Source organism: Trichodesmium erythraeum IMS101 (genome assembly GCF_000014265.1).
Classification (GTDB): domain Bacteria; phylum Cyanobacteriota; class Cyanobacteriia; order Cyanobacteriales; family Microcoleaceae; genus Trichodesmium; species Trichodesmium erythraeum.
Genome location: NC_008312.1, coordinates 3,637,592 through 3,663,306, shown reverse-complemented (window position 1 = coordinate 3,663,306; position 25,715 = coordinate 3,637,592). Strand labels below are relative to the sequence as shown.

Annotated in this window: 19 protein-coding genes and 1 pseudogene; 12 read left to right on the top strand and 8 right to left on the bottom strand. The window is 38.9% G+C overall.

All coding sequences use genetic code 11. The annotated features are described in order from the left end of the window. Window positions 1-467: 467 nt before the first annotated feature. On the bottom strand, window positions 468-2,435 hold the full coding sequence (gene acs, locus TERY_RS11305; protein ID WP_011611958.1) for an acetate--CoA ligase: 1,968 nt from the start codon (window positions 2,433-2,435) through the stop codon (window positions 468-470). 315 nt (window positions 2,436-2,750) lie between these two features. Here acs and TERY_RS11300 point away from each other — a divergent pair, with 315 nt between their 5' ends. The 6 genes from TERY_RS11300 to lysS all read left to right on the top strand — a co-directional run bounded on the left by TERY_RS11300 (window position 2,751) and on the right by lysS (window position 9,283). Further along, window positions 2,751-3,446, top strand: coding sequence for a hypothetical protein (locus TERY_RS11300; protein WP_011611957.1), 696 nt, complete (start codon window positions 2,751-2,753; stop codon window positions 3,444-3,446). Between the two features lie 75 nt (window positions 3,447-3,521). Beyond that, window positions 3,522-3,734, top strand: a complete 213-nt coding sequence (locus TERY_RS11295) for a hypothetical protein (protein WP_011611956.1) — start codon at window positions 3,522-3,524, stop codon at window positions 3,732-3,734. Between the two features lie 1,272 nt (window positions 3,735-5,006). Continuing rightward, window positions 5,007-5,669, top strand: a complete 663-nt coding sequence (locus tag TERY_RS11290; protein WP_011611955.1) for a VWA domain-containing protein — start codon at window positions 5,007-5,009, stop codon at window positions 5,667-5,669. Between the two features lie 423 nt (window positions 5,670-6,092). After that, complete coding sequence (locus tag TERY_RS11285) at window positions 6,093-6,857, top strand: protein phosphatase 2C domain-containing protein (RefSeq protein ID WP_011611954.1); 765 nt, start codon at window positions 6,093-6,095, stop codon at window positions 6,855-6,857. A 47-nt stretch (window positions 6,858-6,904) separates the two neighbouring features. Further along, on the top strand, window positions 6,905-7,123 hold the full coding sequence (locus tag TERY_RS11280) for a hypothetical protein (protein ID WP_044136736.1): 219 nt from the start codon (window positions 6,905-6,907) through the stop codon (window positions 7,121-7,123). A gap of 591 nt (window positions 7,124-7,714) precedes the next feature. After that, window positions 7,715-9,283: a lysine--tRNA ligase gene (gene lysS / locus TERY_RS11275; protein WP_011611953.1), complete on the top strand. Its 1,569-nt coding sequence runs from the start codon at window positions 7,715-7,717 to the stop codon at window positions 9,281-9,283. 470 nt (window positions 9,284-9,753) lie between these two features. Here the strand turns inward: lysS and TERY_RS32895 are convergent, their stop codons facing one another. After that, complete coding sequence (locus TERY_RS32895) at window positions 9,754-9,969, bottom strand: hypothetical protein (protein WP_155994395.1); 216 nt, start codon at window positions 9,967-9,969, stop codon at window positions 9,754-9,756. A 192-nt stretch (window positions 9,970-10,161) separates the two neighbouring features. After that, on the bottom strand, window positions 10,162-12,270 hold the full coding sequence (locus tag TERY_RS11270; RefSeq protein ID WP_011611952.1) for a PatA/PatG family cyanobactin maturation protease: 2,109 nt from the start codon (window positions 12,268-12,270) through the stop codon (window positions 10,162-10,164). A 149-nt stretch (window positions 12,271-12,419) separates the two neighbouring features. Between TERY_RS11270 and TERY_RS11265 the strand changes: the two genes are divergently transcribed. Both TERY_RS11265 and TERY_RS11260 read left to right on the top strand, forming a co-directional pair. Continuing rightward, entirely contained in the window at window positions 12,420-12,635 is a 216-nt protein-coding gene (locus tag TERY_RS11265; RefSeq protein ID WP_011611951.1) for a cyanobactin biosynthesis system PatB/AcyB/McaB family protein, read from the top strand. Between the two features lie 345 nt (window positions 12,636-12,980). Continuing rightward, the gene (locus TERY_RS11260) at window positions 12,981-13,193 is read left to right on the top strand and encodes a cyanobactin biosynthesis PatC/TenC/TruC family protein (RefSeq protein ID WP_011611950.1); all 213 of its coding nucleotides are present in this window, start codon (window positions 12,981-12,983) and stop codon (window positions 13,191-13,193) included. A gap of 229 nt (window positions 13,194-13,422) precedes the next feature. On the opposite strand, the gene TERY_RS11255 is transcribed toward TERY_RS11260, so the two are convergent. Continuing rightward, entirely contained in the window at window positions 13,423-15,423 is a 2,001-nt protein-coding gene (locus TERY_RS11255) for a PatA/PatG family cyanobactin maturation protease (RefSeq protein WP_011611949.1), read from the bottom strand. Window positions 15,424-16,138: 715 nt separating this feature from the next. Here TERY_RS11255 and TERY_RS11250 point away from each other — a divergent pair. Beyond that, the gene (locus TERY_RS11250) at window positions 16,139-16,342 is read left to right on the top strand and encodes a microcyclamide/patellamide family RiPP (protein WP_044136730.1); all 204 of its coding nucleotides are present in this window, start codon (window positions 16,139-16,141) and stop codon (window positions 16,340-16,342) included. Between the two features lie 33 nt (window positions 16,343-16,375). Here the strand turns inward: TERY_RS11250 and TERY_RS27845 are convergent. The 3 genes and pseudogenes from TERY_RS27845 to TERY_RS11230 all read right to left on the bottom strand — a co-directional run bounded on the left by TERY_RS27845 (window position 16,376) and on the right by TERY_RS11230 (window position 19,127). Beyond that, window positions 16,376-17,162: pseudogene (locus TERY_RS27845) on the bottom strand (transposase). 136 nt (window positions 17,163-17,298) lie between these two features. Beyond that, window positions 17,299-18,726 (bottom strand): SagB family peptide dehydrogenase, encoded by a 1,428-nt coding sequence (locus TERY_RS11235; protein ID WP_011611946.1) that lies wholly within the window; start codon window positions 18,724-18,726, stop codon window positions 17,299-17,301. A 257-nt stretch (window positions 18,727-18,983) separates the two neighbouring features. Next, window positions 18,984-19,127 carry an element excision factor XisI family protein gene (locus TERY_RS11230; RefSeq protein WP_011611945.1) on the bottom strand — a complete coding sequence of 48 codons (144 nt, stop codon included), beginning with the start codon at window positions 19,125-19,127 and terminating at the stop codon, window positions 18,984-18,986. A gap of 215 nt (window positions 19,128-19,342) precedes the next feature. On the opposite strand from TERY_RS11230, the gene TERY_RS11225 reads away from it, so the two are divergent. The 3 genes from TERY_RS11225 (at window position 19,343) to TERY_RS11215 (ending at window position 22,676) form a co-directional block, all read left to right on the top strand. Further along, window positions 19,343-19,717 (top strand): DUF433 domain-containing protein, encoded by a 375-nt coding sequence (locus TERY_RS11225; RefSeq protein WP_011611944.1) that lies wholly within the window; start codon window positions 19,343-19,345, stop codon window positions 19,715-19,717. A 1-nt stretch (window position 19,718) separates the two neighbouring features. Further along, window positions 19,719-20,057, top strand: a complete 339-nt coding sequence (locus TERY_RS11220) for a DUF5615 family PIN-like protein (protein ID WP_011611943.1) — start codon at window positions 19,719-19,721, stop codon at window positions 20,055-20,057. A gap of 309 nt (window positions 20,058-20,366) precedes the next feature. Beyond that, window positions 20,367-22,676: a TOMM precursor leader peptide-binding protein gene (locus TERY_RS11215; protein ID WP_011611942.1), complete on the top strand. Its 2,310-nt coding sequence runs from the start codon at window positions 20,367-20,369 to the stop codon at window positions 22,674-22,676. A gap of 739 nt (window positions 22,677-23,415) precedes the next feature. On the opposite strand, the gene aspS is transcribed toward TERY_RS11215, so the two are convergent. After that, window positions 23,416-25,203: an aspartate--tRNA ligase gene (aspS, locus tag TERY_RS11210; RefSeq protein ID WP_011611941.1), complete on the bottom strand. Its 1,788-nt coding sequence runs from the start codon at window positions 25,201-25,203 to the stop codon at window positions 23,416-23,418. Window positions 25,204-25,715: the final 512 nt, after the last annotated feature.

Below are 25,715 nucleotides of genomic sequence, written 5' to 3'. Positions count from 1 at the left end.
ATTATATTATATCGTTTCCCGTTAAATAGTTATTATGTTAAGCTTGACATCAGGAATTTAATTCCTTTGATAGGATTTTGTGCTTAAATTTGTTTTTAATTTTTTTTTACATTTTCGGCTTTATTGAGTGGATTTTTAATTGGTAGCTTCCGGGAATTAATATTATTTATTTCAGTCATTTCTTATTATTAAACTCATACTACAAACTTTAAGAATAAGATAGATATTGCTTAAGCATTATTACAAAGAAAAACTTTTTTATAACTTATTATCCTGATATTAGAATTGTTGGGAACTGAGGACAAAAAGGCTCAAACTAATATCAGATAAAAGTTGATAGTATTTTTCAAACTTAAAACACTAAAAACCTGATTAAGTAAGATTTAGAGCATTTTCAATTTTCCCAGAGCCAACAAATCTATTAGTTTCAGAGATTACTTTGAACCTTTGACGAACCCGTAGCCCTATTATGAACCAGCGCGTAACTTATCTAATACACTACGGTCTTGCAAAGTCGAAGTATCCCCTGTAATTTCCTGACCTGCTGCCAGAGAACGTAACAACCGTCGCATAATTTTACCAGAGCGAGTCTTTGGTAAATCATCAGTAAACCGAATCTCTCCAGGACGAGCGATCGCTCCTATTTCCTTGACAACGTGCTGCTTCAACTCCTTCTCCAAATTTTCATCAGGTTCCCGTCCCCCTTCCAAACTCACAAAAGCTACAATATCTTCACCCTTAACCTCATCAGGTTTACCAACAACTGCAGCCTCTGCCACAGCAGGGTGAGACACCAACGCCGACTCAACTTCCATAGTACCCAGGCGATGACCTGCTACATTAATCACATCATCAACACGACCCATCACCCAAAAATAACCATCCTCGTCTTTATGAGCACCATCACCAGCAAAATAAATATATTCTCCATTTTTCGGGCGTAGGTATTCCCAATAAGTGCGACGAAAACGATCAGGATCACCATAGACAGTCCGCATCATTCCCGGCCAAGGATGTTTAACGACTAAATAACCACCATTATTACCATCAACAGATTCTCCCTCCTCATTCACAATATCAGCAATTATACCAGGAAAAGGGAAAGTTGCCGAACCAGGTTTAGTCGGAGTAGCACCAGGTAGGGGGGTAATCATAAATCCACCAGTTTCAGTTTGCCACCAAGTATCAACTATTGGGCATTTACTGTCACCAATAACACGATGATACCATATCCAAGCTTCTGGGTTAATGGGTTCTCCTACTGTTCCCAATAAACGTAGAGAAGTTAGATTTCTAGAGTTAGGGTGTTGTTCTCCCATTTTCATTAATGCTCTAATTGCAGTGGGGGCGGTGTAGAAGATGGTGACGCCATATTTTTCGACTACATCCCAGAGACAACCGGGATTAGATGCCCGTGGTGCCCCTTCATACATAAGGGTAGTGGCACCGTTAGAGAGGGGACCGTAGACAATATAACTATGGCCTGTAATCCATCCTACATCAGCAGTACACCAATATACATCTGTGTCTTGTAAGTCAAATGCCCATTTATTAGTAACGTGAGTATAAAGGTTATAACCACCTGTGGTGTGTACTACTCCTTTGGGTGTACCTGTTGTGCCACTTGTGTAAAGGATAAATAGCATATCTTCACTATCCATTGGTTCCGCTGGGCATTCCCCGGAAGCACTTTTTTGAAGGTCGTGCCACCAATGGTCGCGCCCTGGTTCCATCTGAATTTTTTGGGCAGTACGTTTGACAACTAGAACATTTTCTACACTAGGGGCACCTGCCATGAGTGCTTTGTCGACTTGTTCTTTGAGAGGAACAATGGCATCTTTGCGCCAACCTCCATCGGCAGTGACGACTAATTTTGCTTCAGCATCAACAAGGCGGTTTTTGAGGGCATCAGCACTGAATCCACCAAAGACGACAGTATGGGGGGCGCCAATTCTTGCACAAGCTAACATGGCGATCGCTGCTTCAGGAATCATGGGCATGTAGATACCGACGCGATCGCCTTTTTTTACTCCTAATTGCTTAAAGACATTTGCCATTTGACATACTTCTCGATGCAGTTGAGCATAGGTTATAGTGCGAGAGTCTCCTGGTTCTCCTTCCCATATTAGGGCTGCTTTGTTCCTTCGCCAGGTAGTAAGGTGACGATCTAGACAGTTATAAGAGATATTAATTTTGCCATTAATAAACCATTTTGCAAAGGGTGGTTGCCACTCAAGAACTTTGTCCCATTTTTGGAACCAGTCTAATTCTGTTTCAGCTAATTCTGCCCAAAATTCTTCTGGGTTACTTTTAGCTTTTTCGTAGAGTTCCTTGTATTGCTCTATACCTTTAATTTGGGCCGTTTGGACAAATTTTTCTGGTGGTTGGAAAAGACGTTTTTCTTGTAAGATTGATTCAATAGTTAATTCTGACATTGCTTTTCTGTATTTATAGTTACTGCTAATAATTATTGTGAACCTAGAATGAACATAAGAATCTTTATTTTTTTTAAGCCGCCTTAAGATTTATATGTGCAATCTTATTGTAGTTGTATTGAAGGTTCTATACCACTTAAAATGAAATTAGTCAATAGATGATCATGTATTATTACTACAGATGTCTTTAAAGACAATATTTTGATCTTTTATAGTTTGTTAATATCCTTAACATTAAGAATCAACCGCTACAATATAAGTTATAATATAAGAGTTTTTAAAGATTCTTATAATGGGTCTGATGTAGGAGGGTGATTGCAAGCAAGAGAAATCGAGCCTAAGCTAAAACAACTTAGCCGTCTTGCCTGGTCAACCGAACCTGCTTTAGCCCAGAGGTTAGATGAAGTCAGGCGTTGGATTAAAGATATAAGACCAGGCTCACTAACTCAAAAGAGGCTTTTAGTAGGGTTTTTATTAGAATTAATTAAGGATGGAGAATTTTGGTTAAAATTACAATCTTTAACAAATGAAGAAAGACAAATATTTTTGCAGCACCTTCCATCTCCAATTACATACTGGTATGAAAGTCTTTTTCCAAAATGGTTTAATAAAAATGACCATAAATTCTATATATGGAAACAAAAGTTAAGATCAGGAGAGTTTAATCAAAAAGATGCTCAATTAATAGAGTCTATCGCCCGTCAAATTAAAAGTCGTGATGGTTTTGTTGTACATCGTTATATTGCAGATTTGTCGATGGCAACAGATGTAATTGTAAGTAGTAACACAGGTAAACCTCTTTGTGTACAACTCACTACTATATCAGGTGAATTTTGTAATTATAAATATAAAGAATGGAAAGATACATTGCAACAATGGAAAATTAGACGGGGTATTTTTGTTAGTTATAACCCAAGTCAAGATAGATCTGTTATTCAATTAGTAAATCTCATTCTGCATAACAGCAAACATTTAAAGGAGGCTAAATACATTAAGTTTTGTTTTAGATAGGAATTGATCTATTCCTATTGAGTTTTGCTTCATTTTGGAAAATAAAACTATACATTTTAACAGTAGGCAGGATATATGGTAACAACTGGCACAACTCTATCAAATAAAGAACGTTTAGAAAAAGCTTGGCAAGCTTTTCAAGCTGTCCAAAATTTGCAAGAAGATCGACTAACTTGGGGTATTAATCATGTTAGTTTATATGTCGAAAATATTGATGGAGATTGGCTGGAAAACTGGGGTGAAGAGGATGAAGAGGAATTAACTGAAAAGTTATTGCTAAGAAAGTAGTCAGGAGTTAGAAGTCAAGACTCAGAAGTTAGGAATAAATAATAACATATTTATACATTTATACTTACAGTAGATTCTAAGTATCTCAGGTATAAGTATTAACTTTCAAGCTTCTGTAGTACGAGCATCCTGTCTGCTAGTCGCTTACCTCAAATGTAGCTGCTGCATTCCTGCCTGATCAGACTTACACAAATTAACCCGGTTTTAATACGCCGGGTAAAATATCTATTCTATAGATGGCTTAAAGCTCATAAGTCTGATCAAGATTTTGCTAGGCTAAGGTTTTCTGACTTAATCTGAATCACGAGAAGAGATTTACTTATTCTCAGTTTCAACAACATCTTGGTTGTAAGTAACAGAGTTCAATTATCTAAGATAGGTCATGTAAAGGTAATTGTTAATAGAGTCTTACTAGACATATTTGTAATTAAAACTACATCAATTACTAGGAAATCTAATGGTCTTGTTTGTAACTTTGAGTTGAGAATATAAGTCCGTGCTAGAAATGAAACCAGATATAAAACAAGATAAAATAATCGGTGTAGATTTAGGCTTAATAGATTTATTTGTAATTTCAAGTATTGGTTCTGACCTGAACCTAAATATTTGAGAAGGTCAAAAAAGAAAACTTAAGTCAGTTCAAAGGAAAATATCTAGAATAAAAAAAAGACAGTAAATCTAGACAAAAAATAATTAAATAATTAGCTAAAAAATATAAAAAATTAGCTGATACTATAAAAGATTTAATTTTAAAACTGCTAACTAATTATTATAGCAGTTACTACTTAAATTAGAAACACTAAAAGCTTTGATAAACAAGCTTTTGAGGTTTAAAGATGTGCTTTGCTAGCATGGGTTTTGTTATATCTAAATATGACATGATTGCAGTAAAAAAAAATTGAATATCAAAACTGAGGCTAAGTCTAAATTAGCTACAGGGGTCAATTAAATCAATTACTAAAAAGCCAGCTGTTTGAGTCTGGCTTTTTAGTAGTTGAGGTTAAACCTCATAAAATAAAAACTGAATTTAGTAGAATGTTCTTGAAAATCAAAAAACCATTTTTCTTTTTGAGAGCATAATTGTCCTGAGTGTAATTTATCAATTGGAGGTAACCTAAATTCTCTAGTTAAGATTAAAAAAGTAGCCCAAGTATTATTAAAATATTTGTTACCACTAATAAAAAAAGATAATATTCGTTTAATATTGTAGAACTAAAGTCTCAGAATCAGAGACAAAAATCAGAAAATAACATAACCCAAAACAAAATTAATATGAGACTTGATGAATTAGTAGAATTTGCAGAAAATCCCGAACCTCGTTGCCCTTGTGTGTTACTATTAGATACTTCGGCATCAATGACGGGCACACCTATTAAAGCTTTAAATGATGGGTTGGAAACTTTTAGAGATAATTTAATTACTGATGACTTGGCTAAAAAACGGGTAGAGGTTGCTATTATTTCTTTTGATAATCAGGTGAAAATTGTCCAAGACTTTATTACCGCTGACCAATTTGAAAATCCAATATTAACGGCCCAAGGACAAACTTATATGGGTACTGCCATTCATAAAGCTCTAGATATGATTGCTGCCCGGAAGTCAGAATATCGGAATAATGGTATAACTTATTATCGACCTTGGGTATTTTTGATTACTGATGGTGAACCTCAAGGAGAATCAGAAAAAGTTTTCAAAGAAGCTGGCGATCGCATTAAACAGGAGGAGGATAACAAGCATGTTGCCTTCTTTGCAGTGGGTGTGGAAGGAGCAAATATGGATAAGTTGGGGGAAATAGTTCAGAGAACGCCCCTAAAACTGAGAGGACTTAATTTTCGAGAAATGTTTATTTGGCTATCTGCTAGTATGCAGCAAGTTTCTCATTCTAAAGTTGACGAACAAGTCGCCCTACCTCCTCCTGGATGGGGAGCAGTTTAATTATGAAAGGAAGAAGAAAAAGTTATATAAACAGAACTTATATAGAAACTGGGATCTGGAGCTAAAATTTGGAATGTCAAGCATTATTGGACTGATACACTTAACAATGTAGACCCTTGTAGAGCGAAGTTAAACCCAACAGACCTTTTTTTTGTGCTTGGGTTACTTTGGTGGGATATTACTACTTTCGATGTTACCTAACTTAGGCTTATTTCACCATTTTATCTGTCTGTGGTCATGATAGCAGTTTTCATTAACAATTGCTGGACTTACGCATTGGGAAAAAGTTATGGCCACTTGAGGTTACTATCTTTACAGACTGCTTTGTAAGTGTTTTCCCCAGCAATGACAGAGTTACTTTATGGGTGTGTAAGTCTTAAATTAGTGCATTGAAGAAAAAAAAAGTTTGGTAAATATTAGGTTATGTCAATAGAAGCAGAAATTAAGTGGCGAGTGATATCGGTATCAGTGGCGGGTAAGAGTCACGAGAAACGGGGACAACTATGTCAGGATGCACATCATTGGCAGATTTTGCCGGAGGGAATTTTAGTTGCTGCTGTTGCTGATGGTGCAGGTTCGTCTAACTTGGGAGATGTTGGTGCTAAAATAGCTGTTGGTGTTGCAGTAGAGGCTATTTCCCAACAAAAGTTGTTGCCAGTAGATGATGTTGGTTGGCAATTTTTGTTAGTTGATACTTTGAAGGCGGCGAAAAATGCTGTTTTGGCTGAGTCTCGGGTTAGAGAGGTTGAGGGGCGGGAGTTGGCTGCAACTTTGATTTTGGTGGTGGCAACACCAGAGTTTGCTATTGCTGCTCAAGTGGGAGATGGTGCAGCAGTTGTAGGGGATGGAGAGGAGAATATTTTTCCAGTGACATCACCTCAGACTGGAGAACATGTTAATGAGACAACTTTTTTGATTTCAGAGCAAGGTGTAGAAAATGCTCAGGTGAATATATGGCGAGGAAAACTTGTTCATTTAGCAATTTTTTCGGATGGGTTGCAAATGTTAGCTTTGAAAATGCCAATGGGGTTGCCTCATAGTCCGTTTTTTGCTCCTTTGTTTAAGTTTATGACGGTGGTTACTAATGAAGAAGAGGCAAATAAGCAGTTGGAGGATTTTTTGCGCTCGCCAAAGGTAACGGGGAGGACTGATGATGATTTGACTTTATTGTTGGCACGGTATGGTTAAAGTTATTATATTTTAGCTCCTATTGAGTTTGGGCTCCCGGGGCTAGGTTGTCTGAAATTTTATTAGCTCCTATTGAGTTTGAGCTCCCGGAGCTAAGTCGTCTGAAAATTTTATGGGAATATTTTTTGTTTGAAGTTGTACCTCGTTCTCAGGTTATTAATTCTCAATGGTTAGCACAACGGTCTACAGAATTGGGTGGTGGAGATATTTGGAATTTAGTGAGGTTGACAAGGAGTAGTGGAGTCTCTAGAATAAGTGACATTTAAGAGGTTATTATTTAAGTTCGCAGTGGAAAGGAAAAAATAGCTGGTTTCACACCAATAATTAAAGAACGAATTCTTTCTGCTGAAAAGTTACTATCAGATGCTCAAGATGATTACAAAAAATTTGCTTCTCAAGATAAGTAATAGTTATATTATTGTCAGTTTCATGCAAATTTTTAAGGCTTATTTTTACTACTCTCAAGCATTAGTAATATCTATATCATTTAAGATTTACCTATGACCATGACCACAATTATGATAGGGGCTTTCATGTTGCGGAGCACTCGGCCGTTAACCCCGACAAGAAATGGTGTATAATTTCATATCCGTGGGTCAGTCCTGTCATCTTAACAATTTGGTCACTGGGAAACAAGCCAGATAATTTTTATTCAGACCTGTGTTTTATTTGCTGGTTGAATAGTTATAATTAAAGCTAATAGTAAAGCAAAAGCTCTATCTATACTGAGGGCTAAAGCTCTACTATAAACCATATATTTTATTATTTTGGAATAATTTAATTTTTGTGACAGCCCAAAAATATAAAAATGTGGTATTATTTCCTCTTGATTAATAATCTAAAGAGTAAAATCACTAATGGCTAAAAGCGAAACCAGGAATGAAGTAGAAGTTCGTTCACAAAAAGTTGATGAATTACGCGCCCAAGGAATAGACCCCTATCCTAGTCAAGCCATAGAGCGATCGCATACCACTAAGCAAGTAATAGATCTATTTTCTCCACCAGCAAAGGAATTAGAACCTGGAGAAACAGACCCCAATGAAAAATTCTTAAAGGTTTGCGGTCGTATTACTTCTAAGCGAGATAGTGGTAGTATTGGTTTTATTAACCTAACAGATGAAACTGGAAAAATTCAACTTAAAATTGAGAAAAAATTAGTAAAGGGCGACCCTGGTTTAAGCTTTAAACAAGTTCAAAAATTATTAGATGTAGGAGATTTTGTTAGTGCGGAAGGAATAGGTTGTCGTACTAATAGAGGTGAGTTATCAATTCAGGTAAATAAATTGGATGTGCTCTCCAAAGCTATTATTCCTTTTCCTGACTCTTATTATGGTGTAAATGACCCAGAAATTTGTCGCCGTCACCGGGAAATGGATTTGGCTGGAAATGCTGAAGCTTTACAGCGTTTTAGAGTGCGGAGCAAAATTATGCAAAGTATTCGAACATATCTTTGGGATGCTAATTTTTATGAAATAGAAACACCAATTTTACAGTCAATTTATGGTGGTGCTGCAGCTCGACCTTTTGTTACTCATCATAATGCTTTAGATGTAGATTTATATTTACGAATTGCTACAGAATTATTTCTCAAACGGGCAATTTGTGGAGGTTTTGAACGGGTATTTGAATTAGGAAGAGTATTTAGAAATGAAGGAATTGATAGTACTCATAATCCTGAGTTTACTTCCCTAGAAGTTTATCAGGCTTATGCAGATTATTTTGAAATTCTGGGCTTGGTAGAGGATGTTATTTGTTATAGTTTAACCAATATTTTGGGGGATTTAAAACAGATAGAATATCAAGGGCAAACTATTAGTTTAGAACGTCAATATGACTATAGTCAAAAATATCCTAATTTCACAGGAAAACATTGGCAAGTAAAAACAATGGTGGAAGCAGTTAAGGATGAAACAGGACTAGATTTTGATAACCTAGAGTTGCCAGAAGCTATTCGAGCAGCAGAAAAATTAAACCTGAAATTATCCAAATTAGAAACTCAAAGTTTAGGTTATCTTTTATATGCAGTTTTTGATCAAAAAGTAGAGTCAACTTTAATTCAACCTACTTTTGTGATTGATTTTCCGGTTGAGGTTAGCCCGTTAGCAAAAAGACATCATAGTAAACCAGGTTTTGTGGAAAGATTTGAGTTGTTTATTCACGGCACAGAATATTCTAATGGTTTCTCCGAGTTAAATGATCCACAAGACCAGCGCCAACGTTTTGAGGAACAGATCGCTCAAAGAGAGGCAGGGGATGATGAAGCGCACCCAATGGATGAAGATTTTATTCAAGCGTTATCACTGGGGATGCCTAACTGTGGTGGAATGGGTATTGGAGTAGACCGTCTGGTGATGTTGCTGACAAATACTCAAAGTATTAGGGATGTCATTATGTTTCCAACTATGCGTTCGACTTTAAAGGATTAAGTATTAGAAATTTCTGCAAAATAATCTCAGGAAATTCTATGGAATATTCCTGGTGGGTTACTAGTGTGAGCGTCTTGTTACCATACTGGAGAAAGATGCTCTCACTCGATAGGACAAAAATTCAATTTTGACAGATAGCAGTACAAAAGTTTACGGAATTACTCGAGAGGTCTATTAGAAATTTCCAGAAAAGTATAGTAGTCGAGATTATTGTTTGAATATTCTCAAATTCTCAAATATATAGAACTTACACAGAAGCACCATATCTAGTAGAGGGTTTCGGACCAGAAAGCCTCTAAATATTCTGTATGGTTTTATCTGCACGAAAACGAGGCTTACCATAGTGAGTATGTTCATGCTTTATAATTTTAGTAGGCTGGAATTTAGGACAATACATCTGGTACAAACTGAACTTTATTACTCTCAAGATCTCATATCTTACCATTACTATCCAGACTACCCATACATAATTACAATGACACAATTTTTACTTGACCATTACTATAGAGAACTACCAGGTTAGTTATTCTACCCAGACACTTATAACTATCGCATCTTGGAATATTTTTATGTCTCTGGTGAACACTACCCGTAAGTTGGGAATCAACTTTTTTGAGTATATCTAAAGATCCCATCTGTGAAGCAGGAGTCATTCTTTCTCTGGCAACTCTATTATCCGTGCTCAAGCTTCTCTTAATTCCCTTGGTTGCTCATGGTCAGTAGAATTATTCCCTACCCCCAATTATTGAGGGGATACAATGTGTGGTACAATAAAGTTTCATCGAATATTTATTTGATTACTTTCGTAGTTTCGTAGTTTTGTTCAAACCCCATATATTGTTAGGGCTAGAGCAAAACTACAAACAAAACTCCTGTCTTCACTTAGGCACAGACCAAGACCGCACTTTACCCAAAGTTACAGGCATTAAATCTGACACATCAATAGTAAAACGATAAACTCTCTTGGCTCTCCTACTATTATCTGGGTTAAAAAATTTCAACTTAACATCCCAACAGTTACTATTGTAACGACAGAAAGGACTCTTCTCTACCTCTATACTGTGCAACTCCATGCCAATAGCTACTGCTTCAGAAATAGTCGCCGTTGCTTGGAAAGCATTTGTCGCTGCAAAGTTGATGGCGCGATCGCGATCTGCCTGACCCAGGTTGCGCAGATCATAATAAACCCGTTGCAAAAAACTTCTCAGAGATTTCCGTATTGCCTCCTCCTCTGCCTCTGTTTGTTCTGTCCTAACTGACTCCAAAGCATTATCTATTAGGCTATTCACCGTCCAACCATACATTCCCCGGGGGCTGTTTATTTTCACCACCGGCAGGGTTTGCCCAGAAAACAACTTTACTGTTTGGTCAGTTAACCTCCCGGTAATACTCACCCTGTCGATGTAGTCTTCATGGTCTTCTGCCTCCACCTCTCCTGCTAACATATTTTGCAGAGTTTCATAAATATCGTCCGCAAATGCACCTACAGGTCTGAGGGCATAAATAGGAGTTAATTCTATATTGAAAGTCCAGATTAAAGATTTCCCTTCATATAAATTAGCATCCAGATAATCAGCCATCTGACGACCATCATAGGGATTAGCTGGAACTTGTACCCCGTTTAATATCACTGCTGGCATTAACTGTTTAAATGAGTCTCGTCGTGCCTCAGTACCAAAATCATAACCCAAGGTACCCAAAGCATAAATCATATTGGAGCGAGCACTCGGGGTAACACCATGAGCAGTTTGAGAAACTTTTGTGGGTTTGATATTGTTTTGCTCTACTCCCGATGCAGCAGTGATATTTGTTGCCACATTTGTCAGACTCTCTCTATTTTCTCCCACTGGCAGAGAAAAAGATATGGGAGCATTTTCCTGGGCAGGAACTACTGAAGTTTCATCTACAATAACTTCCCCCACATCAACCCCACTATCTTCCAATATTACATCTTCTTCTGAGGTCGCTTCAGCCGCAGAAACTCCCACTGCTTCTAACTGCTTTCCTGTCAAAAGTTGATAAGCTCCGGCAACATTCAGTTTACCCAACATACAACGTTCGATTTCTTCGGTATCTTCTAAAGTGCAGGGAATAGCACTGTTTGTTAAAGCTGCCCTCACTGCTTCTGCATCTGGAGATGCTCCTTGCTGCAACTGCAAACTCATCAGCAATGCCGAAATAGCTGTCACCATTGGCGCTGCACAACTGGTACCTTTTTGGCGGACAGTTTCTTCTGTTCCTGGTTGAGCACCGAGAATATTTTCCCCCGGAGCAATAATACCTTGTTGTTGATATTGTCCGCCCCAGTTACTAAATTTGAATACCTGACCATTATCCTTCATTGCTCCTACGGACATGACTCCAGGCAAAATAGCAGGGAGACACCAACATTCACCTTTATTATTGCCTGTGGGAGCCACAATTAAAACATTATTTTCCTGAGCTTGACGTACTGCCTTTTCTAGAATTTCGTGACCAATACCAGTTTGGTTAGGGCGACAGGCAGCACAGTGAATAATATTTGCTCCCAAGTCTACTGCTAGGTTAATGCCACGAGCTAAGTTTATGGGGTCGATATAATAGTCATTACCATAACCAAGAGGAATATTAATGCCCCGACATTTGTAGGCAATACCTTCCACGGGAGTTCCTGGTTGTCCGAAAATGTTACTAAAGACATGAGTCGCGTGGAAAGCTGCTCCGAGAATTTGTAAAGTTATTTCGTCTGGGATAGCTTCTTTCAGTTTTGCCTGTTTAACTTCACTTTTTTCATCAGAGTTCTGAATTTCTCGGTAGGTGTCTATATCTTTGGGGTCAAGCTCTATTGCTTCTTGCCAATAAGAATTGATTTTCGTAACATTGGCCCCCTGAAAGCAACCACGTTCTATATCAGCAGTTCCATCGAGGAGGGCAACTGTGATGCGAGGGTCTCCTTTCGTGTGAGTCCATAATTTGGTGAGTCCGGGAATATCTGCAAAGTCTGGCACAATTCATTCAATATAAATTACATTTCCAGACTAAGTTTACACCTAAAGTTGGCAAATAGGCAACCAATTAAGAATTGTCAAGTTTGTTCTATTATGATTAATAAGGTATAATAGACTGAATTAATTGAATATATAGTCTAGTCAAAAATATGAGATTACCTAAACAAGCAGCTCCGGTAAAAAGACCCGATATTATTTCTCCTCATCTAGCAGTAGATGTGGAGCACGGCCGGGGTCAAGACCTAGTAGCAATTCGTATGGATTTGATGCACGGAGCTAACTATAACGATCCGGCACCCTATAATTATCCCACATATAATCAGATCATGTCTTCTGGTTGGGGTGGTAACTATTTTTGTTTGTAGTGAGGCTTTAGCTTTGGCAATATAATTATCCCACATATAACTCAGATTATATCTTATGGTTAGGATGGCCAATTCAAAGGAGTCTTATACTACCCTGAATGGGATCAGAACCACAAAAAACTAAGTGGTCACAAAAAGTTTCAATGCCCTCAGTGCGGATATACTGCACACTGGGTGTGCAACAGCATTCATAATGTCATGTTACGAGCTTTGCAGGTAGCAGCAATCACTTTAACTGGTGATGCCGTACAGATTTAAAGCGTATAGTTTTGAGTCGGTTAAATGTTACACTAATTTAAAATACAGGGTGTTTCAATCCCTGGAAATGTCAAAAGGAGGATGATCATGTCGAAAAAAGATGTCAAAAAAACACCTCAAGCTAAGTCAGAAATAACTTCTCCACCATCACAACCAGTCCAACAACCTGAGCTTAAAATAGAAGAGAACACTATATTGGCAACAGGTCTAGAAGATTATGGACGTTGGAAGGGAATGTTTCAAGACCAAAAGCGGGAAGGCAAACCTCCTTTCCCTCGTCGCGGGCGCATTTGGGCATAAGGAGGAGCCTCAGTAGCCCGCCAAGGATTTTGTGAATTTAGGCAACGATTGATAACCAAAATCGTTGCTATTTGTTTTTAAGTTCGTAGTAGAGAACCGGAGAAGTAAAGTCTACTTGGAAAGTCTACTAACTATGTCTTAAACTATATCCTATTAAATCAGTTTAACTCAGCTGCTGATGGCTGGTTGAGTTTCCTTTCCTCAACCCAACCTACACCTAGCCGCTCCTCTAATAAGGAGAAGACCAAGAACGAACTTCGCCCAAAGTTACCGGAATGAAATCGCTAACATCAATGGTAAACCGGAACACCTTCTTCGCCCGACGGTTATTTTCTGGATCGAAAAACTTCAACTGCACGTCCCAACAATCACTATCCATCCGACAGAATGGACTCTTGGTCACAGCAATACTATCCAACTCCATGCCTGCTGCCACTGCTGTAGAGAAAGTTTGAGCCGCTTGGAAAGCATTAGTAGCTGCAAAATTTAAAGCTCGGTCTTGAGAAGTCTGCCCTAAATTGCGTAGATCGTAATAAACTCGATTTAGGAAACTGCTCAAACTCCGACGCATTTGCTCATCGTCAGCCTCTGCTTGTTCTCCACGAACTGCTTCCAAAGCAGAACCAACCAATGTATTCACCCGCCAGCCATAAATACCACGAGGACTAACAGGTTCAATCACAGGCACCACTTGGCCTGAGAACAACTTAACTGTACGCCCAGTTAATTTTCCCGGAATACTCACCCGCTCAATATATCTCTCAGCATCTTCCGCTTCTACTTCCCCTGCAAGTAACTCTTGCAAAGCTTCATAAACTTCCCGTGCAAATGACCCCACAGCTTCAATAGCATAGATAGGAGTCAATTCCATATTCAAAGTCCAAATCAAAGATTTAGCTTCCGAAAGATTATTCGCCAAATAATCCACCATTTGACGAGCATCATAAGGGTTAGCTGGAATTTGGGTATTTCCAATAGTAACTGCTGGCATCAACTGTTTAAATGAGTCCCGCCGTGCTTCAGTTCCAAAGTCATAACCCAATGTACCAATAACGTAGACTATATTTGTCACGTCTTGAGGAGGTTGACTGGGTGTGATTCCATTACTATTGTTACTTTGACTATTATTTGGCATAGCAGAAATTTGATTATTAGATGTATTAGATGTATTAGTTGATGATAATGGTTGTGAAGCCGTGACGCCAGCTTCAACGACCCCTGCAGCTACCACACCATTGTCGGCGGGAGTCGGTAGACTATTTTCTAGGCCAACTGAACCTGGCAAGCTAGCTTCTGGAGTTGACTCACAACCACAGCTAGCTTCAATACCATTACTATTATCTTGTTCTGATTCTGACATAGTTTCTCCTGTTATATGTGCAATGGCACCTGAAATATTCATCTGGCCAACTAAACAACGGCGTTTTTCTTGAGCATGACATGGAACAGCTGTCTTGAGTAAGGCAGTACGCACTTTTTGTGAGTCTGGTTTTTCCTCTCTTTGCAACTGCAAACTCATCAATAATGCAGCAACTCCTGACACTACTGGGGTGGCAAAGCTGGTCCCACTCAACTGTCTTGTACCACCTCCTGGTTCAGCACCTAAAATATTTTCTCCCAGAGCCAGAATACCTTGAGTCTGATAATTTTCGCCCCAGTTACTATAATCTAGGGGCTGTCCGTTTTCTCCCATGGCTCCTGCTGCTAGAACAGTGGGTAGTGCTGCCGGAACATGCAAACATTCACAGCCGTCATTACCCGCTGCAGCAACAAGCAAAACATTATTATTTTGGCATAAACTCACCGCACGGTTAAGCCAGTCTTCAGCTTCACCATAATCTGTCAGTTCACCCCCACTAATATTAATAATATTAGCCCCAGCATTCACCGCTTGTTCGATGGCCCGTGCTAAATTCAACTGAGAAGTTCGGCGATGATAGTCTGAGAATATGGGAACTATTAAACCTCGACAGTGGGGAGCAATACCAGAGACGCTTGAGTTTGGCTGACCAAAAATTATACTGGCCACATGAGTCCCATGGAGAGACATCTCGCTTTGAGGAGTAGCTTGACCTTGAACTAAGCTTGGTAGTTGAGTCAAATTAGCTCCCTCAAAACAAGGATGTTTCAGGTCAACTAGACCGTCAAGCACTGCCACGCAAACCTCAGAGTTACCTTTGGTTTTTGCCCATAGTTGTTTGATTCCAGGAATTGAAGAAATTTCGGGCATCTTTTATCAGTTATTAATTATTAGTTATCAGTTATTAGTCATTAGTTACCAATGTTTAACTCCTGTTTTTTTATAAATCGTATATAACTTACCATAGTAAGTGCTGAAATTTTTACCAATAATTTAAAATTATTTTTATTTTTGTACATAATGGTCACTCTAAGGTCTTGCTAATAGTAGCTTTTCGGTTACCTGGCACGGGGGAAAGTAAAAAGAAGTCGATAATTTTTTTGTCTTTTGAGACGATCGCTTTTCAAAATTGAGAGTTATACCCCCTAAAAGCCTACTTCCCCAGTGGGAGTTTTTGGGAGTTTTTTGTTTTGGCTTGTATTTGTTGCAAAACCCCTTATACTTCTGGGCACACCCTTCCAAAGTATTGGCGAATATAGTTGTTAATTGTATCAGTTATCTGGGAACGTTCCTACAAAGCAACCTCCCTACAAAGTTGTAGTCTATTTGAGGAGAAGTTAACTGATCTCTTGCTAATAGTAATGCCATTAAGTAATGCCTGGGCTCAAAATCTAATTTATCTATGGTCGCTCCGCGCGAGGGTTTCAACAGATTTTGGTGTAATCACGCTCGCCCCCGCCTGCGTTCAATAGTCTGACAGGTAGAGAAAAGTTTCAAAAATTAATCAAACTGGGGGAAATATAATTGACAGAAAAAAGAAACTTTATTACTATTATCTATATCCAAACAAACAGAGGTAATATCCATGGGAAAAAAGAATATCCAGCCCAACTCAAGTCAACCTGTTTTTCGCTCCCTAGTTGCTAGACCTGCCCTGGAGGAACTCAGAGAAGAGAACCTCACAGAAGGAAACCAAGGCCATGGCCCATTGGCAAATGGCCCAGGGCCCTCTGGTGATGGGTTACACCCTAGACTCTGTAGCTGTTCTTACGACGGAGACGACGAGTAAGAACTTTAGCGTATCACATAACTCAAGAAAATGTCAAAAATCCTTTCCCTCTTGCTTCGGCGGTCTGTTTGCTTCAACAAATTGACTTACTACCTTTGCTACTTCTAGCTTTTCGGTTACCTGGCACGGGGGTACCTGGCACGGGGGAAAGTCAAAGGAAGTCGATGATTTTTTTGTCTTTTGAGACGATCGCTTTTCAAAATTGAGAGTTATACCCCCTAAAAGCCTACTTCCCCAGTGGGACTTTTTGGGAGTTTTTTGTTTTGGCTTGTATTTGTTGCAAAACCCCTTATACTTCTGGGCACACCCTTCCAAAGTATTGGCTAATTTCAAAAAAGCTGGATGCCACTCCGTGAGACCATCATCAGTCAAACGTTCGTAACTACCATAATTACTAAAGTCGTAGAAAAACCCCCCGCGTATTTTGGCAGCTTTGGGATTTCCATGGATATATCGAAGAGTATTTATAGCTCGCTCCCCATCGCCTGGAGGAAAACCATCAGCAAAATAACGTTTTTCCCAATAAAAAATGTCCAGTGCGCTTCAACATTCGGTTAAAGCACATAGCCGTATACCAGTTGAGAAAATGCATAATTTTAGCTAAATCTTCAGGTTGGGCGGGTTCTATAAGATAATGGACGTGATTAGACATAATACAGAGAGCGTACAGTTTGAAGTTGTACTTCTTAATAGCTTTCTTGATGGCATAGAGAAAAACTTCCCTGCATTCGCGTCGGATCAGTTTAAATTCACGATTATTGCAACGGGTGGTAATGTGGTAGGAATATCCAGTTTGAAAGTTTCGAGGTTTTCTAGCCATTTATTTATACATTTGGGTATTTGGAGTGGGAAATATAATTAGAAAATAACTCTCCATATATTCGGTGCTCTACATTCTTATTAGATATCTCCGGAAACTAAATTTTTACCGAAAAAACGGGGTAGCGCCGTAATAACTAGTTCCTCACCGAACCCAAAAGAAACTCCCCAACAGAAGACTCTTCATAATAATCTAACCCTGTTATCTGAGCAAAATTATCAGCATCTCCTATCCCCAAAGCACAGGGAGCTAAGTGCATCCCCGTTGCCATTAAATAAAAAGTTTGATACAATACACCAACGTGCTTCAATATCAAAGCATAAGCAATTGATTCATACTTCCAAAATATTCGCCCAAACCTAGCTGTTATTACCAACAAAACTTGAGGTTGATCTTGTTCACCACTAGACTTGTAAGCATCCTCTATCAATGCCTCCACTTGTGTTTCATGAGCCGAAATTTGATACAGACAATGCTCCAAAGGTTGATAGTGATAGACCCCTGCTGCCAAACCTTGACAACGGTTCACCACTGGATAAATTTCCAACTCATAAATTGCACCGCCACAAGGATAAGGACGATAGTTTAAATGCAGTGTACCGAATTCCTCTGTTTCCATAGTCTCTATTTTTTTAATCCTAGCGCAACAATATAACAATTTTCCCAATTGTTGCAACCGTATTGGTTGTTCATCGTACTCCCGAATAGACTGGCGTAACTCCAATGCTTTTGTCAAGGGAATGTCAATTTGAGTCAAATATTCTAAGTTAGGTTGCACCAGTTTAATAACTTTGTCACTCATTGGTGGTTTGACAATAGGCAAAGGTTCAGTTTTGCCAAAAAATCTCATTGTGCCTCCAGTTGGGTTGTTGTGTCTTCCTATCCGAGAGCGACTGTGAAATAGCAAGTCGTGAAATTCCCAATACATCAGCGGGGTGGGTTCGGTTTCTGGGGATAACATTTGAGTTGCCATCAACAAAGCCAGGAATTTTTGGGCAATTTCTTCAGTAATATCGGGAATATCTGCGCTCAAACTGCTAGGGGTTTGTGGTTGAGATAATTTGGCAAGCAAGGCACCACATCGCCAGTCTAATGCAATTATTTGACTAGTAGACAGGGGACATTCTATGATGGTTTTCCCTTGGCTTTGGTGTAAATAGGCAAAACGGGACAAGGTAAATTTTCCTTGTAGTTGTGCAATTTCTGGAGACTTAAAGCGATAGTTTTTTTCCACTATTGGGATAACTGTTGCCAGGGGGTAAAGGGAATGGGAAACCCAACCTGTATTTATGAGTTTTTCCAATTCTACATCAAATCTTTCTCCCGCTTCCTCGCCATCAGCAGCTACCACTAATGCTTTAAGTTGAGGGTAGGTTTTCTGGGAAGACTTGAGATGATTTAATGCCGATATTAAACCTGAGGAGGGATGTTCAAATTTGACTTGGCGAGTTGGAGTAGTTTTTTTGAGTGGACTGCGGATGGGAGCTTGTAATATGATATTGTCATCTTCATGGATCAGGGTGACTAATGAAGTTAGGGATAGAGTGAATAGAGAGGATGTCATTTGAGTTTTAACTTTTAACTTTTAATTTTTTTTAATTTTTAACTTATAAAGTTGCAAAAGTTGTCTATATTAATTACTTTTTTCATTACTACCCCACGGGGAAAAGTCAATCAATAGCTTTTATGGCCAACGAGTCTTTGGCCAACAGACAAGTATTGGCAATAAAGAAATGTTTGACATCGACTTGGACTAGACAAAGTCAAACTAAGTACAGTATAGTACATGTTGTATAAACTAACCAACAGAAGTACTTTTAATTAACTTTCGGCAAATTCTGTATATTTTCTGAGTAATGGTGGATGATAGGCCAAAACAATATCTTCTGCAGGTACTCCTTTTTCGACTAATTGGTCAGCGATCGCATCTTCAGTACCGTCATGTTGCACCCAAATTTTCTGCACTATCTGTAGAGAAGTAGAAGGGAGCGATCGCTCTGTTTCAAGTCTGATGATGATCTAGAGAAAAACTTCCCTGTATTTGCCCATCTATCAGTTTGAATTCACAATTATTGCAACAGGTGGTAATATGGTAGGAGTGCCCAACTTGAAAGTTTCCAGGTTTTCTGGCCATTTATTTGATACCCCTGGGAATTTTCAGTTTGAAATATAATAAGATTATGGAAATAACTCTCGACCCAGAACTAGAAAAATTTATTCGTAATCAAGTACAAAGTGGTCAATATTGTTCCCTCGATGAAGCTATAAATGTAGCTTTGAGACTACTAGCAACTCAAACTCTTGCTTCCCAAGGAATTAACAAAACGCCCAATGTGTGTGGTGGTGATGCTTGTGTTGGGAAAACTCGGATTCCAGTTTGGTCATTGGTGAGCGATCGCCGCTTAGGAATGAGCGACCCTGAGATTTTGGCAGCATTTCCTACCCTCAGTGCTGTTGATCTAGTCAATGCTTGGGTTTATGCAGAAAGACATCTAGAAGAGATTGAAAGTGCTATTCGAGAGAATGAAGTCATCATGGAAACAGAAGTAGAATAAGATGGTACTACTTTATGCAGATGAAAACTTTCCATTGCCTGTCGTCAAAAATTTAACAAATATGGGTTATAATGTTTTAACTGCTCAAGCGGCAGGTAAAGCAAATTTACAAATCCCCGATGAAGAAGTATTAGCATTTGCTGTTAATAACGGACGAGCTGTTTTGACACGAAATCGTCGTGATTTCATTCAACTACATATTGCTAATTCCAACCATGAAGGAATAATTGTTTGTACAGAAGATTCTAACTTTGTTGGAGTTGCCAACCGAATTCATGGGACAATTTCAACTACTGAAAGCTTAAAAAATAAGTTAATTAGAATCAACCGTTCATCCTGACTATGAGATTATTATATTCAGGACTTGTAGCATTTCTCAAAAACTGTTCTCCATTTTTGCGGATTAGTTTTTGTATCAGGACTTACCCACGAGCACGTCCTATAACAAATGGCGTCCATAGATCAATTTGCTTAAGTCCTGTGTATATAATTTATGACTCAATGTTATGATTATATACTGACAATTGGTCTAGACACTACATAAAATATTATAGTGCTGGCCTTCTGGTGATTTGAGGTAACTTAACAATTTGTATTTGTTGGGTTTCCTTCCTCAACCCAACCCACATAATTAACTGAAATAATTATAATGTCAAATCCACAAATCAAACCCCACTTTCACATCGAAATTATCGAACCCAAGCACGTTTACCTCCTAGGAGAAAATTCCACCGACGCCCTCACCGGAGAATTCTACTGTCAACTCATCCCCCTATTAGATGGTCAACATAGCTTTGAGGAAATCTGTGAAACTTTAGCAGAAATAGCATACCCAGAAGACGTAGAATATGTTCTTAACCGCCTCAAAACTAAAGGTTATTTAACAGAAGCAACTCCCGAACTACCCCCACCTGCCGCTGCATTTTGGTCATTACTGAATGTCGAACCCCAATTCGCCTCGGACTGTCTCCAAAAAAATACGGTTTATATCGCCTCAGTGGGAGAAACAACCACAGATTTATTAATCGAAAGTTTAACAGCAGTGGGTATCAAAACTAAACCTTGGGAAAACTACCCACTCACATCAGACCGCAAGGCACTATTAGTTGTTCTCACCGACGACTACCTCCAACCACAATTAAAAGAGATTAATAAAACCGCCCTCTCAGCTAGCCAACCTTGGTTGTTAGCAAAACCAGTAGGGGGAGTCCTGTGGTTGGGTCCCATATTTGAACCAGAAAATACAGGATGTTGGGAATGCTTAAGTCAACGTTTACGGGGACATCGGGAAGTGGAAGCCACAGTTTTGCGACAAAAAGAAAAATCTGTTGTCTCCAGTGCTAGCAAAAGAGATGTTACTGGGTGCTTGCCTCCTCCCCCTGTTTTCCTTCCTTCAACTTTGGCAACGGGAATTAATCTTATAACTACGGAAGTTGCGAAATGGATAGTCAAAGAAAGTGGGGTAGAAATGCCAAAGTTTACTACTCTCGCTGGAAAAGTGGTTACTTTCAACCAAACCGACTTCTCCACAACAACTCACATTTTGAGTAAACGCCCCCAATGTGAAGCTTGTGGAGATTCCAAGTTACTCCAAGAAATGTCATCTTATCCTCTCAGTCTCAGCAGTCGCAAAAAGCATTTTACCACAGATGGCGGTCACCGGGCATTCACTCCCGACCAAACAACCAAACGCTACAAAAAATTGATTAGTCCCATTACAGGAGTTGTCAGTGCTTTGGTGCGAGTTTCTGACCCCGAAAATCCTTTAATTCATACTTACAGTGCTATCCATAGTTTTGGTGCTGCGAAAAGTCTCGGTGCTTTGCGTCGTTCCCTGCGTCATAAAAGTGGAGGTAAAGGTAAGAGCGATCGCCAATCTAAAGCCAGTGGTTTTTGTGAAGCGATCGAACGTTATTCGGGAATATTCCAGGGAGACGAACCTCGGAAAAAGTCAACTTTAGCCAAATTGGGAAAGCAAGGTATTCATCCAGAAAGATGTCTACATTTTAGTCCGACTCAGTATGCTAACCGGGAGGAATTGAATGCTAATTCTAAAGTGGCTCATGATTGGATCCCCCAACCTTTTGATGCCAGTCAAGAAATTGAATGGACTCCAGTGTGGTCACTGACGGAGGAGACCCACAAATATTTGCCTACTGCTTGGTGTTATTATGCTTATAAATTGCCCAAAAAGCATAATTTTTGTGTAGCTGATTCCAATGGCAATGCTGCGGGCAATACCATAGAAGAAGCAATTTTGCAAGGATTTATGGAATTAGTTGAGCGCGACAGTGTGGCAATTTGGTGGTATAATTCTTTGCAGCGTCCGGGAGTAGATTTAGCAAGTTTTGACGACCCCTATTTATTGGAAGTGCAAGAATTTTATGAACAAAATCAGCGGGAGTTATGGGTATTAGATTTAACTACAGATTTAGGGATACCTGCTTTTACTGCCGTATCTCGTCGAGTTAATGAAGAATATGAGCGAGTTATTACTGGTTTTGGAGCGCATTTTGACCCGAAAATTGCCATTCTGCGAGCAGTAACGGAAGTAAATCAAATTGGGTTGGGAATGGATCAGCAAGATATTAGTCAGATGGAGGAAGGGCTCCAGAGATGGATGACCACAGCAACTTTAGAAAGTCATCCTTATTTAGCTCCCCATCCAGAAATACCTGCTAAGGTTTATGGAGATTATCCTAAGCTTTGGAGCGATGATATTTATGATGATGTTTTGACTTGTGTGAAAATTGCTCAAGAGGCAGGAATGGAAACTTTGGTATTAGATCAGACTCGTCCGGATATTGAGTTAAAAGTAGTTAAGGTTATTGTGCCTGGGTTGCGTCATTTTTGGTCGCGCTTTGGCAAGGGGAGGTTATATGATGTTCCGGTGAAAATGGGTTTGTTGTCTGCAGCGTTGCAAGAAGAGGAGATGAATTCAATGCCGATGGTGTTTTAATGAGGCCGGGAAATTGATTTAAAAAAATTGATTTAAAAAAATTGATTTAAAAAAATTGATTTAAAAAAATTGATTTAAAAAAATTGATTTAAAAAAATAGTTTCTGGGTTCTCCCTTGGTAACTCCTGGATAATATTTGCGCAAAATGTGAACAAATGGAGTGCATCTCAATTAAGTGATCAGTAATTCTAGTAAAAAAGTGGGAATACTCAAATAAAACCCGAGTTTAAATGAGCGACCAGCCCAACTAGAAATGGAACTCTAGCCTAAGATTCAATTTTCGGCAACTCTAGCCGAATAAGGAAAATGGAAAAAAAAACTCTGTCACTCATTTGAACTTTTGAAAGCTGAATATCTAGAAGCAACTGTAGAACTCTGGGCAATGGATGAACATCGTTTTGGTCTCAAGCCAATTTGAAGACGGGTATTGACGCCTGTAGGAGTACAACCAATGGAATAAGTTTTAGAAATTTTGCAAACTGGAATTAAATCAAGGAAATAGTAGAATGTTGAATATCAAGCATGATCAATGTTTTTATATCATGTCCGGTTGAATAGTTATAATTAAAGCTTGCAGTAAGGTTTTAGCTCTAAGGTAAATATTTCAATGGCTAAAACCCTACTGCGAACCATATACTTTTTTCTCCGTAGGGACATTGCATGCAAGGCCTCTACTATTCTTGAAAAAGACTTGTTCAGCAAGGGGGTGGGTTTCCTGCTCCTTGTACTGTAAGTCTGGCTAAGATTTCGCCTTAGAAATAGAACTAACGTGTAATTCTTTCAACTGCTTTTTATCAACCTCAGAGGGTGCATTTGCCAACAAACACTTTGCCTGTTGAGTCTTCGGAAATGCAATTACATCCCGAATAGACTCCTCGACTGCTAACAGCATCACTAACCGATCTAAACCATAAGCAATACCACCGTGGGGAGGAGTACCATATTCAAATGCTTCCAATAAAAAGCCAAACTTATTATCAGCTTCCTGAGCAGATAAACCGATAGCTTCAAATACCTTTTCCTGAACATCCCGTTGATATATCCGCAGACTACCACCGCCAACTTCATAACCATTAAACACTAAATCATAAGCTTGGGCTCGTGCAGTCTTGAGGTCATTAATATCGTCTGGGTGAGGTGCAGTAAAGGGGTGGTGTAAAGCTTCCAAACGTTGTTCATCCTCATTCCATTCAAACATGGGAAAGTCTGTCACCCATAATAGACTAATTTTATCCTGATCAATTAATCCTAATTGTTCCCCGATAACCAACCGGAGGCGGTCTAAGGTTTTATTAACAGTATTTGCGTCATCCGCGGCAAATAACAGCAAATGACCAGGTTGAGCATTAGTACGTTTGAGTAATTCCTGTTTTTGCTCATCGGTGAGGTTGTCTTTGATAGCTCCAATAGTATCTATCTTACCGCCTTCTTTGACACGAACGTAAGCTAAACCTTTTGCTCCTACTTCACTCGCTTCTTTAAACAAGTCTCCACCAGGTTTAATTCTAACATTGGAGATGGCATCGTTACCTCCAGGAATAGGCAATACTTTCACGATCCCACCTTTAGCAATGGCACCGGAAAATACCTTAAAACCAGAATCTTTCATCAAGTCAGAGACATCCACTAATTCTAAACCGAAGCGAACATCAGGTTTATCACTACCATAACGTTCCATCGCTTCGGTATAAGTCAGTCGCGGAAATGGTAAAGGTAAGTCTATACCTTTTACTTTCTGAAAAATGTAAGCTACCAACTTCTCATTTAACTGCAGAATTTCCTCCTGAGACATGAAGCTCATTTCCATATCTAACTGAGTAAATTCTGGTTGTCTATCCGCTCGCAAATCTTCATCCCGGAAACAACGGGCGATTTGATAATAACGGTCAAAACCAGACACCATCAATATTTGCTTAAAAAGTTGGGGAGATTGGGGTAAGGCAAACCATTCCCCAGGATGAACGCGACTGGGAACTAGATAATCCCTTGCTCCTTCTGGAGTAGAGCGTGTTAGGATCGGGGTTTCAATTTCAACAAAATTTTGTTCGTCTTCCAGAAAACGACGTATCGCTTTGATAACTTCATGACGTAATAATAAGTTGCGAGTCATGCGTTCCCTTCTCAAGTCTAAATATCGGTATTTTAGTCGCAACTCTTCTCGTACTGCTTCTGTTTCAGCTGTGGAAACCTGAAATGGCAGTTGTTTACCTAAGCCATTCAATAGTTGAATATCATCGGCGTAAATTTCGATTTCCCCAGTAGGAAGTTTGGGGTTGAGAGACTCTTCGGGGCGACGACTGACTCGACCTGTGATCTGTACAACATATTCATTACGAATATCTCCTGCTATTTGATAGGAGTCTGGTGTGCGCTCTGGGTCGCTGACAATTTGGATAAGACCAGAGCGATCGCGCAAGTCTAAAAAAATTACCCCCCCATGATCCCGACGGCGGTCTACCCATCCACAGAGGTTCACAGTTTCTTCAATATTATTACTATTTACTTGGCCACAATAATGGGTTCGCATAATTGTCTAAATTACAAATTTAGCTAAACAATACATAATATCATTATTAAGACTTACCCAGGCGGAGGCCCGGTTTCTAGGATAAATCTTTATTTTTAACAATAGATATTTACAAAAAAGCCTGGTTTATGGGTTTATTTGCCCAAGTTCTGATGATGTTTATACTACTTTATAAAAGCCAAAAGTCTAAAATAAAAAGTCAAAAGTTAACTTTTATCTGCTCAAAACTTTAACACTACAGATGCTTATGCCCTAAATTTTTACTCTCACAAAATTTTGTCCCTCAACTTAGTTTTGGCCTAAGTCCCAATTATTTTTTAGATGGAGGTTTTGCTACAATAAACACATCCGAAGCTGTTTGACTTGCTTGAAGTTAGCGATCGCTAAAATCTTGAATTTCCCTTAGATTCATTTTTATCAGTTTATTTTGATGATAAATTATAATCTATTAGCATCACTTACCACCAAAGTTAAATAATTTTTTTTGAGGTATAAAAAAATTGTAAACTTCA